The 10000-nt window shown below is 49.1% G+C and carries 11 protein-coding genes; 6 read left to right on the forward strand and 5 right to left on the reverse strand.

Annotation, left to right across the window (positions count from 1 at the left end):
- On the forward strand, positions 1–183 hold a 183-nt coding region (locus LDL40_RS00370; protein ID WP_300992534.1), incomplete at its 5' end, for a hypothetical protein.
- Here LDL40_RS00370 and LDL40_RS00375 read toward each other — a convergent pair.
- The 3 genes from LDL40_RS00375 to imuA are packed head-to-tail and all read right to left on the reverse strand — an operon-like array spanning position 151 to position 5428.
- Positions 151–3258: an error-prone DNA polymerase gene (locus tag LDL40_RS00375; RefSeq protein ID WP_300992536.1), complete on the reverse strand. Its 3108-nt coding sequence runs from the start codon at positions 3256–3258 to the stop codon at positions 151–153. The genes LDL40_RS00370 and LDL40_RS00375 overlap by 33 nt on opposite strands.
- The gene (locus LDL40_RS00380; protein WP_300992538.1) at positions 3258–4724 is read right to left on the reverse strand and encodes a DNA polymerase Y family protein; all 1467 of its coding nucleotides are present in this window, start codon (positions 4722–4724) and stop codon (positions 3258–3260) included. The genes LDL40_RS00375 and LDL40_RS00380 overlap by 1 nt, the downstream gene beginning before the upstream one ends.
- An 11-nt stretch (positions 4725–4735) precedes the next feature.
- Positions 4736–5428, reverse strand: coding sequence for a translesion DNA synthesis-associated protein ImuA (imuA, locus tag LDL40_RS00385; RefSeq protein ID WP_300992540.1), 693 nt, complete (start codon positions 5426–5428; stop codon positions 4736–4738).
- A gap of 187 nt (positions 5429–5615) precedes the next feature.
- Here imuA and LDL40_RS00390 point away from each other — a divergent pair, with 187 nt between their 5' ends.
- Genes LDL40_RS00390 through LDL40_RS00405 form a run of 4 tightly spaced genes read left to right on the forward strand, consistent with a single transcriptional unit; the run spans position 5616 to position 9162 of the window.
- Entirely contained in the window at positions 5616–6812 is a 1197-nt protein-coding gene (locus LDL40_RS00390) for an MFS transporter (RefSeq protein ID WP_300992542.1), read from the forward strand.
- Positions 6813–6830: 18 nt separating this feature from the next.
- Entirely contained in the window at positions 6831–7712 is an 882-nt protein-coding gene (locus LDL40_RS00395) for a DMT family transporter (protein ID WP_300992544.1), read from the forward strand.
- 6 nt (positions 7713–7718) lie between these two features.
- Positions 7719–8414: a 2'-5' RNA ligase family protein gene (locus LDL40_RS00400; RefSeq protein WP_300992546.1), complete on the forward strand. Its 696-nt coding sequence runs from the start codon at positions 7719–7721 to the stop codon at positions 8412–8414.
- A gap of 37 nt (positions 8415–8451) precedes the next feature.
- Positions 8452–9162 carry a ZIP family metal transporter gene (locus tag LDL40_RS00405; protein ID WP_300992548.1) on the forward strand — a complete coding sequence of 237 codons (711 nt, stop codon included), beginning with the start codon at positions 8452–8454 and terminating at the stop codon, positions 9160–9162.
- Here the strand turns inward: LDL40_RS00405 and LDL40_RS00410 are convergent.
- A complete protein-coding gene (locus LDL40_RS00410; RefSeq protein WP_300992550.1) occupies positions 9159–9506 on the reverse strand; it encodes an MGMT family protein in 348 nt (115 codons plus the stop codon). The two genes, LDL40_RS00405 and LDL40_RS00410, sit on opposite strands and share 4 nt — an antisense overlap.
- A gap of 68 nt (positions 9507–9574) precedes the next feature.
- Between LDL40_RS00410 and LDL40_RS00415 the strand changes: the two genes are divergently transcribed.
- Positions 9575–9757 carry an oxidoreductase-like domain-containing protein gene (locus LDL40_RS00415; RefSeq protein ID WP_300992552.1) on the forward strand — a complete coding sequence of 61 codons (183 nt, stop codon included), beginning with the start codon at positions 9575–9577 and terminating at the stop codon, positions 9755–9757.
- Here the strand turns inward: LDL40_RS00415 and LDL40_RS00420 are convergent.
- Positions 9744–10000, reverse strand: a 257-nt coding sequence (locus tag LDL40_RS00420; protein WP_300992554.1) for a DUF417 family protein, incomplete at its 5' end; no start/stop codon positions are given. The two genes, LDL40_RS00415 and LDL40_RS00420, sit on opposite strands and share 14 nt — an antisense overlap.

The raw sequence follows: 10000 nt of genomic DNA on the forward strand, positions 1-10000 counted from the left end.
GTCAATATTTTCATCTTTGATGCCGGTTTTTTTCACCCTATAGGGTCTGTTTTTTTTATTGCTTTTGGGTATCCACATCGTCTTTATTCTTCAAAGTTAATTAGGGCGAGGAGCGCGGTCAACAAAGCTGCGGCTTCAAGTATGAAGGGTTTAGTGAAACTCTCTGGAGTAGGACTTGAGTGAGCCTAATAATGGCGTCAGGTCGGTTAAACGTCCGGCGATAATATGGATCACCCCGTCTTTTTTCTCCAGAATACCGTTAACCTTCATTAGCTTAGATTTTAAATAGGCCTGACGCTGCGCCGAAGCTGTAGCCGACCAGACCACTAGATTACTAAAACCTGTGCCATCTTCCAGTGTGATAAAAGTCACACCTGATGCCGTGCCAGGGCTTTGTCTCGCTGTGACTAATCCTATTACAGTCACCACCGACTTATGGTTCAGTGCAGCAAGTTCAGATGCCTGCGCAAATTTACCCAGCACGCCTTGCTGTTTTAATAACTGCACCGGATGAGTCCGCAGACTCAGCCCTGTACTTTGATAATCTTCCACCACTTCCGCCAGTTCGGAAGGCAAAGGCAGCTGATATTGAGTCTGGTAAGGTTCGGCGGCCAGTAAAGGCAACTTATGCTGTTGGTCCAACAACTGCCAGCGCGCCTGATAGCGTTGCCCTGATAGCTGTTGTAAGGCATTGGCACTGGCAAGGGCTGTTAAATCGCCATCGCAGACACCAGACTGCGCCACTGTGGCCAACTGGAGATAACCTCCTTGTGGTCTGTGTTTGAGTAACATCAAAGCCCCTTGTTGTGTTAAACCTTTCACTAGCCGGAGCCCAAGGCGGATCGCAAAACCAGTGCCGCTGCTGGCGGGCACCATCAGATGATCCCAATCCGACTGATTCACACACACCGGCAGTACCTCCACATTATGCTGCCGTGCATCCTGAATGAGCTGGCTGGGCGCATAAAAGCCCATAGGCTGGCTGTTGAGTAAGGCAACATAAAAAGCCACAGGGTAATACTGTTTTAAATACGCCGAGACATAAGCCAGCACGGCAAAACTGGCAGAATGTGACTCAGGAAAACCATATTCACCGAAACCACAAATTTGCTGGTAAATACGTTCGGCAAATTCTTGCTGATAGCCCCGGCTTAACATGCCATCGATCAGTTTTTGTTTAAATTGGATCAGCTCACCGGTTTTTTTCCAGCTGGCCATAGCGCGGCGCAGCTGGTCGGCTTCCCCGCCACTAAAACCTGCGGCCACCATCGCCAGTTTAATCACCTGCTCCTGAAAAATGGGCACACCTAAAGTACGTTCCAGCACTTGCTTGACTGCAGCTGAGGGGTAGGACACAGCTTCTTCGCCATGACGGCGTTTTAAATACGGATGCACCATATCGCCCTGAATTGGGCCGGGCCGTACTATGGCTATCTGGATCACCAAATCGTAATAACTTGCAGGGCGCAGTCGTGGCAGCATCGACATCTGGGCCCGTGATTCAATCTGAAATAAACCTACAGTGTCGGCTTTTTGAATGGCTTTATAGACTTGCGGGTCGTCACCTGCTTTGGTGATAGCTGCTATGCTTAAATCGGTGTTCTGGTAACGCCTGACTAAATCAAAAGTTTTACGGATAGCGCTTAACATCCCCAAAGCCAACACATCTACTTTTAATAGTTTTAAGGATTCCAGATCATCTTTATCCCACTGGATCACAGTGCGATCGGCCATAGCTGCATTTTCCACTGGTACCAGTTCGTACAAAGGCCCCTGAGATATGACAAAACCTCCGACATGCTGGGATAAATGCCGTGGCATGCCCACCAGTTGCTGTACCAGTTGCACCAGTAGCTGAGCTTTTTTTGCCTGAGGATCCAGCCCAAGCTGAGTCAGCTGGCTGCTCCAGTGCTGGCTTTTATCCCGCCTGTGCAGGTTTTTTAAGAAAAACTCCACCTGATGCAGCTCAAACCCCAAAGCTTTACTGATATCGCGAAAGGCACTTTTAAAGCGATAACAAATCACTGTGGCGGCCAGAGCTGCGCGCTCACGGCCATATTTCTGGTAAATATACTGGATCACTTCTTCGCGGCGTTCATGTTCAAAATCAACATCTATATCAGGAGGTTCAGCCCGCTCTTTCGAGATAAAACGTTCGATCAGTACATTGATCTGGCGGGGATCCACAGCAGTAATAGCCAGGCAATAACAGACCACTGAATTCGCCGCCGAGCCACGGCCCTGATATAAAATGTGATGTTGCTGCGCAAATACCACCAAGTCATGAATAGTTAAAAAATAGTAGGGGTAATTGAGCTGCTCTATTAAATCCAGCTCTTTGTGGATGGTCTGCTGGATATCATCAGGCACCCCATCAGGGAAACGTTGTGTCTCGCCCAGTTTGACCAAATCCCGTAAATGCTGCATCGCAGTTTTGCCTGCTGGCACCAGTTCAGCCGGGTACTGGTAACTTAATTCATCCAAAGAAAAGCTACATAAATCAGCCAGCTTTTGGCTATTGTCTAAAAGCTCTGGCGGAAACAATTGCTGCAATTTTTTAATAGGCCTTAAGCTTTGTTCAGCGTTACTTAAAAGCTGCCTGGCCATATCAGGCACAGCTTTTCCCGCTTTAATAGCGCTTAAGGCATGTTGCAGAGGCAAACGACTGGCCTGATGCATCAGCACTTCACCTATGGCGCAGCAGGGCAGTTGCAGCTGCTTTGCCAGTTGCTGGCAATAAGGCAGATAAAACTGGTCCTGGCTTTGTAACTTGCGGCTGGCGCCAAGCCATAACTTGTCCGCATGGTGCTGAATTAACCAGTTGCCCCAGTACAGATCGGTTTGTTGATCGCCGCTGGGCAGCCAGAGGATCTGGCACTGCTGAATACGTTGAATATCCCACTCGGCCAGTTGGTACGAGCCTTTTTCGGCGCGGCGTCTGGCCTGAGTAATAATGCGGCATAACTCGCTATAGGCGCTTTTATCCGGACAGAGCAACACCAGGCGTAGCTGTGGGTTTAGTACCAATAAAGAGCCAATAATCAGCTTTAATGGCAGCTGTTTTTCTTTGATCTGCTGGTGAGCGCGTACTACGCCTGCCAGCGAGCATTCATCGGTGATAGCCAGCGCCTGATACCCTAAAGCTGCTGCTTGTTGTACCAATTCAGCCGGACTGGATGCGCCTTGCAGGAAGGAGAAGTGGCTTTGGCAAACCAGCTCAGAGTAGTCACTGCGTGTGGTTGAGTTTTGGCTTTTCATCAGCTGAAATACCCCTGCAGATAGAGCTGCTCTGGCTGTTGTAAATCACGAAATAACCATAACCACTGACCCTGCGCATTCTGGCCGACATAATAGTCGCGGTGTTGGCTCTGCTGTTGCCACCAGCCACTGCTTAAGCGCTCCGGGCCACAATGCAGCTGCAACTGCTGTTGCTGATCAGGATCCAAAGCCAGAGGCGGGTTGACTAAAAAGGCTGGTCGTATCGCGGCTAAGTGGCCTGCAATAGCAGCTTGTGGTTCTAAAGCGGCGGCATAATGACTTGCCTGCTCAGGCAGCAGATCATTGTGCAGACAAGGGCTTTTTACCTGCTCTTTACCCAGACGAGCCTGTAATAAGGACACCAGCTGCAGGGCCGAATACAGCTGCTGTTTGCCGGCAAACAGGGTTTTATACTGAGCGTAACGCGGCCCGGCGCGCTTGAGGGTCAGTTGTAGCTGGATCACGGGCTTTTTAAGCTTTAAGCGCTCCAGCTGCAACGCGCAGAGCTTCAGCCATTCTTTGCTTTGGTATTCGCCCTGAGCTGAATGCAGTTGCAGCTGTTGCTGCTGCTCTTGCCGCTGCAATAAACACAACTCCAGCTGATAAGCCAGTTGATCCCTTTGTTGTAAATACAGCTGCAACAGGCTAAACAAGTGCTGCAGAGGGCCCAATAGCTGGTCGCTACGCTCCATTTCGTACAGCAGTTCCAGTTGTTGTTCAAACTGTTCTGCGGGCTGAATAAATTGCAACAGCGCAGGTTTTGCTCCGGTCAGCTGCTGTAAATACTGCAGCATGTCCATACCAAAACGCCGTACCAGTTCGGCCTGCGGAATGTGCAACAGATCACCAAGCCGGATCAGGCCAAGCCGCTGGAATTGCTCCTGTAGTTTGTCCGGTAATTGGGCCTGTTGCAGTGGTAAAGCCTTGAGTTGCTGCTGAATTTTATCGCTTTGCAGTAAAAATTGATCCCAGCCTTGTTGTGCCAGTAAACGCGCCACTAAAGGTTGCTGCGCTGTAGCAAAATGATACTGATAACCCGCTTGTTGCAGCACTTGTTGTAGTTGTTGCCAGAACTGCAAAGCACCACCATACAAGGCCAGCATAGGGCTTAATTTTAATAACAAACCTGAATCAGGCTGCAGCGCTATATCGGCGCAGTATTGATACAACAGCTGAGCCAACTGCTCTAATTGTTGTTGTTCCTGCTCCGCCTGATGCGGCACCAGCTGCAATTGATGGCATAACGCCGCAGCAGAGGCTAAGCCCATACCCAAAGTTAAACCGGCCTGTCGGGCCGCAGTATTCAATTGCAGCAGTTGATGGTCAGCGCCTACTATCGCCAGAGGGGCGGTTAAATCAAGCTGATCTTTGTCCAGGGCCTGAGTTGTGGCGTGTTGCAACAGCAATTTATCCAGCTGCAATTGCGGGAAATATAAATACAACCAAAACTCCATCTGAGCAACCATACCCACCCGCCTCAGCTGACTCTGGATAAAGGCGGACGGGAATGCTGGCTGTGCTGCAGTTCTGCTTTGATAAACTGCGGATAAAGTTCAGCCCATGGCAGCAGCAGTTCCTGTTGTTGCCAGCCGCCTTTACGTTTCAGAATACGGATCTGCAAGCCTCTGCTGGCTGGGGTGAGTTGTAAACTTAAAGCCCAGGGCAAGAGTTGTTGTTCGGCCTGCGTTGGGCGGAACAAATACAACTGGCTCTGGCCTTGTGCTGCCGCCAGCTGCAAACGCTTTAGTTGGGTTAAATTCAGCTGGTTTTGCCAGAGCAACACATCCATACAACTGCCACTTTTTAAGCAAAGCTCTGCCGCCCAGAGTGCATCGGCAGAGCGGGGCGCATCAAGTTGTAACACCTGATGCAAAGGCCGCTTTTGCTGCAGCAGGTATTCAGCACAGAGGCTGGCCGGTGGATTGATCCAAACTTGCAGCAGATCGGATCCGGACTGGCCCAGCGCTTTTTGGATCAATTGCACTTCAGCACAAGCGCCATGGCTTTGTAATTCAATCACAGTATGCTGTGGCCAGCCGCCACCCAGCAGCTGATCCAAAGCGCTAAAACCTGTACTTTGGCAATGTTCATAAGGCGCTTCGGTTTGATTAGCCAGCCAGATCAGTTGCCTGTTCTGCAGCTGTTGCAACAGAGCATTCATGATAGTCATCTCAAATACTGTATATAAACACAGTATAAAAGATCTGCTTTGGATCGCAAGGGGCAGTCAGAGTTTTCTGATCTTTTGCTTTGGGTCGATCAGGGCGTAAGAATTATGTTAATGTGCGCGACTTTTCCGCCCCTGTATAGGTGAACTGCTTTGCACCAGGGCAGCTGATGTGACTTATGGTATGGATATGACTGAAACCACAAGATTTACGACTAAAACCTGGATTTTGATCCTGAGTTTAGTGCTGATCGCTTTTACTTTAAGGCCTTCTATGGCCTCGATCGGGCCTTTATTGCCTTTGATGCAACCAGAACTGCATCTGTCTTTTACTCAGGCGTCTTTACTGACCATGTTGCCCGTGCTGGCTATGGGGTTAGGGATCTTTTTTGCCCATCAGTTAGTGCTTTGGTTTGGTTCGTATCAGGTGATTTTTTGGGCTTCTGTCGCTATAGCAGTTGCCACAGCGCAGCGCTATTGGACACAAGGATCTTTAGATTTAACTTTAAGCGCTATAGTGGCAGGTTTAGGTATTGCTATGGTGCAGGCTGTGGTGCCTGGGGTGATTAAACAACAATTTAACAGCAAAGCGCCTTTGGTGATGGGCTGGTATATAGCGGCCATTATAGCTGGAGCTGCTTTAACTGCTTCTTTAGCCGCTTTTTGGGCCGACTGGGCACAAAGCTGGCGTGTGGCTTTATCAGGTTGGGTGGGCTTATCCGTTGTGGCTATCGTGTTGTGGTTTGCGCAAAAAAATCGGATACAAGGCCAGGCTGCCAGTCCAACAGCTCAGGCAGCACAAAAACCTCTGAGTTTTGGTCGCTATGGTCGGGCCTGGACTTTAGCTTTATTTTTTGGTCTGGTGACTTGTGCTTTTACTTGCGTACTGGCCTGGTTGCCCGCTTATTATGTCGAGCAGGGCTGGAGTGAACAAAAAAGTGGGTTGTTACTTGGCTTATTACTCTGTATGGAAGTCGTGTCCGGTATCGCCAGCCCCTGGTTGGCAAGTCGCAAAGCAGACCGCCGTCCCGTGATGCTGATTTTACTTGTACTGATGGCCACAGGTTTTGCCGGTTTAGTGGCCGCGCCGCATTTAGGTTTAGTTTGGGCTTGCCTGTTAGGCTTAGGTATAGGAGGCTTATTTCCTTTATCTTTAATAGTGGCTATGGACCATCAGCATCAGGCCACAGCTGCAGCCAGCCTAACCGCTTTTGTACAGGGTATAGGTTATACATTGGCCGCATTTTCGCCTTTGATCGCTGGTTTAATTCGTGACTACAGTCAGGGTTTTAGCATCAGCTGGCTGGTATTGGCCGCTATAGCTGTGCTTTTAATGGCGATGGCGACACGCTTTAATCCGGCGGGTTACAGCACAAAATTTCAATAGGTTTTTAGGGAGTTCGTTATGCAAGCCAATCTGATGTTATTACTGGCCGCTGCAATTTGGGGTTTAGGTTTTGTTGCCCAGCGTTTTGGTATGGACCATTTGGGGCCTTATTCTTTTAATGCCTTACGCTTTTTTATAGGCGCTTTAAGCTTAGTGCCGTTGATTTGGTGGTACAAGCGCAAAGGCTTGCTACAAGAGCTGGACTGGAAACTGCTGCTTATCGGCGCAGTGCCCGTTGGGGTTTTACTTTTTATTGCCGCCTCATTGCAGCAGGTTGGGCTTTTATACACCACAGCGGCCAATGCAGGTTTTATCACCGGGCTCTATATAGTGCTGGTGCCGCTGTTGGGTATTTTCCTTAAACATAAAATTAGCGCCAATATCTGGTTGGGCTGCTCTATTGCCGTCGCTGGATTGTACTTATTGAGCGTAGGTGAAAACTTTTCAGTGAATTTCGGTGATTTATTGCAGCTGATCGGGGCATTGTTCTGGGCGGCGCATTTATTGACTATTGATCACTACAGTAAAAAAGTACCACCGCTGTTATTGGCCTGTTTGCAGTTTGTGATCTGTGGTTTGTTCAGCACAGTGGTGGCTTACAGCATAGAAACACCAGAGTTGGCTAACGCTTTGCTGGCCTGGAAGTCGGTGTTGTATTCAGGTGTGGTGTCAGTAGGTATCGCCTATACCCTGCAGGTGATGGCGCAAAAACATGCTCACCCGGCTCATGCCGCCATTATCTTAAGCTTAGAAACTGTGTTTGCCGCTATAGGTGGCGTCTGGTTACTGGGAGAAGAACTGAGCAGCAGGGCGTTGATAGGTTGTGGTTTGATGTTGCTTGGCATGTTGGTGTCACAACTGCCACTGCGTTGGTTGCTGAGATCAAAGGCGTTTAGTTGATCAACTATGATGACCAGACAACAGCTGGAGCAGCACTATCAGAGCTTATGGCTGCAGTCTTTACAGAAGTTTGAACAGCAGCAGTTTGACACTGACCCTCTGTTAACAGCGACAAACGATAGCCGTTATGGTGTCACCTTGCTGGCGCGGCCTTCAGAGCAGGTGAAACAGCAAATCCAGCAGCATCTGGCAGAGCTGATGCTGCTGGAGAGTGCGCAGTATTATTACCCGGCTTCTGATTTACACTTAACCATATTGTCGCTGATTTCCTGTTATGCAGGCTTTACCTTATCGCAAATAGATACAGCGGCTTATGTGGAATTGGTTGAAGAGGTGCTGGCAGATGCTGCGCCATTTCGTCTGCATTTTCGTGGCATCACGGCATCGCCTTCTTGTGTGCTGGTGCAGGGCTTTTTTGATGGTCAAGAGTTAAATCAGTTAAGAGCCAAGCTGCGTTCTGCTTTTGGTTTATCGACTTTGCAGCATTCTATTGACCAGCGTTATGTCATCCAAACCGCACATATGACAGTGTTACGTTTCACCCAACAGCCAGCCAATCCTGCGCTGTTCCTGCAAAAACTCAAAGCTTTCACTTCTGTAGATTTTGGTTCTTGTGTGATTGACCAGTTGGAACTGGTCGGCAATGACTGGTATCAACGCCAACAAAAGACTGTACTGATCAAAAGCTTGCGACTAGGCTGATTTTATTCAGGTCAGAAACAGGGCTGTTGGCATTCTTATGTCGGATCTACTTCACGTGATTTTACTCACTTTGGCTGCAGGATTGGCAATGCCTCTGGGGGCTTTGCTGGCTAAGCTTGAGCATATTCAGTCCAACTGGCGGGAACAAGAATTCAGACATAGCGTCATGGCTTTTGGGGCTGGAGCTTTATTATCGGCCATAGCTCTGGTGTTGGTGCCGGAAGGTATCAAGGTACTGTCACCTTTGGCGGCCTGTAGCTGGTTTACAGGCGGAGCTGTGGCTTTTATGTTGCTGGATATTTGGTTGAGTAAAAATCAAACCTCAGCAAGTCAACTGATGGCCATGTTAGCCGATTTTTTACCTGAATCATTGGCCTTAGGCGCTGTGATTGCAAGCGGCGGCTCTCAGGCACTACTACTAGCTGCTTTAATTGCGCTACAAAATATTCCTGAAGGCTTTAATGCTTATCGTGAACTCAGACAAGTTTCGTCTTACACAGCCTGGGCTATAGTGGCTAGTTTTGCAGCTATGGCATGTTTTGGTCCGCTTGCTGGCTTGGTGGGGTACTTCTGGTTGGCCGAATCTCCGGCTATAGTGGCGATGATTATGTTGTTTGCCGCAGGAGGTATTTTGTATTCATTGTTTCAGGATATCGCGCCACAGGTCAGGTTAGAGCAACACTGGGCTCCTCCTATGGGAGCTATTGCAGGATTTGTCACCGGCATGTTGGGTTATATGTATCACTAATACTGCAGTTTAAACAGCAGTTCAGCTAAATCCGGTTGCCACCAGAAGTCTTTGGCTACTCTGCCATTACGCACTATCACCCCTTCGGCCAACAGCAATTGTTGTTGTGCTAAGGCTTGGGGTGTACCTGCAGCAAAAGCCAACTGACCGCCGGAGCGCATCACTCTGTACCAGGGCAGTTGCAGTTCATCCGGCGCTAACCCCAGAGTTTTCCCGACTAAGCGGGCACGGCCGGGTAAACCCGCTAAATCGGCGATCTGACCATAACTGGCAATTTTTCCGGTTGGAATTTGCAACACTGTTTGCCAGATCTTTTGTTGTTTAGAAGTTGTCTGTGGCGGCATGGCACATCTGTAATGGTTTTTCAGCAGACAATGCTACAATGCCGCCGCCTTTTTTGCCGGAGTTTTTTATGTTTACCACTATTGACGGTATTCGGCTACGAATCCCCACCGAAGAGCCGGTCGCCCCAGAGAGCAACGATTGTTGTGGCAGCGGCAGCTGTTGCCCTTGCGTTTGGGATTATTACCGGGCTCAGCGAAAAGCCTGGTTGGCCAGGGAAATAGCTGCCGAAACTGAGGTTAGCTCTGACTGAGGTGCTGTTTTGCAGGCCAATCTGTAGTTAAATACCATTGCAGCAGTAACAGCATAGACGCAATAAACCATAAGTCTTTGATCAAAAACTGGCCTGAAGATGTCAGCAATCCATTGGCTGAAAAAGCGCCTGGAAAACTCAGCAGGAAGCTTTGAGTGGTTAAAAACACCGCCAGACACATCAGCCAGCCAGGTAAAAACAATGGGCGATAGTGCAAGCCCAGGCCTAACAGCAGCAACGCCA

The sequence above is a fragment of the Rheinheimera sp. genome, assembly GCF_020217005.1.
Classification (GTDB): Bacteria; Pseudomonadota; Gammaproteobacteria; order Enterobacterales; family Alteromonadaceae; genus Pararheinheimera.